The organism is Telluria sp. AZSoR62, from assembly GCF_058111565.1.
The window spans coordinates 1-255 of record NZ_JBYTST010000427.1; the positions used below are offsets into that span (position 1 = coordinate 1).

Here is a 255-nt window from a genome sequence, read left to right on the forward strand (position 1 = left end):
CGAGCACATAAAAGTCCTCACCGGCCTTGCCCGTCCTTAACCACTCGGTCATCGTTGCGGGCGGGGCAATTTTCAGTGTCACTGGCCGCACCGGTAACGTGCCCAATACCTCACGCATTGTTGAGAGCAAATCCTCGGCGTTCTTTGCGCTAGCAGAATTGACAATGATCAGACCCTGCTTGGGTGCAATCGCAGCGAAGTACTGCGACCGGCGCAAGAACGCCCGGGGTAGAAATGCCTGAATGACCTCATCTT

The 255-nt window shown here is 55.7% G+C and carries 1 protein-coding gene; it reads right to left on the reverse strand.

All coding sequences use genetic code 11. The features are described from left to right. Positions 1-255 (reverse strand): recombination-associated protein RdgC (rdgC, locus tag AC3XQU_RS24330; protein ID WP_489876685.1); only part of this gene is annotated, 255 nt, incomplete at both ends.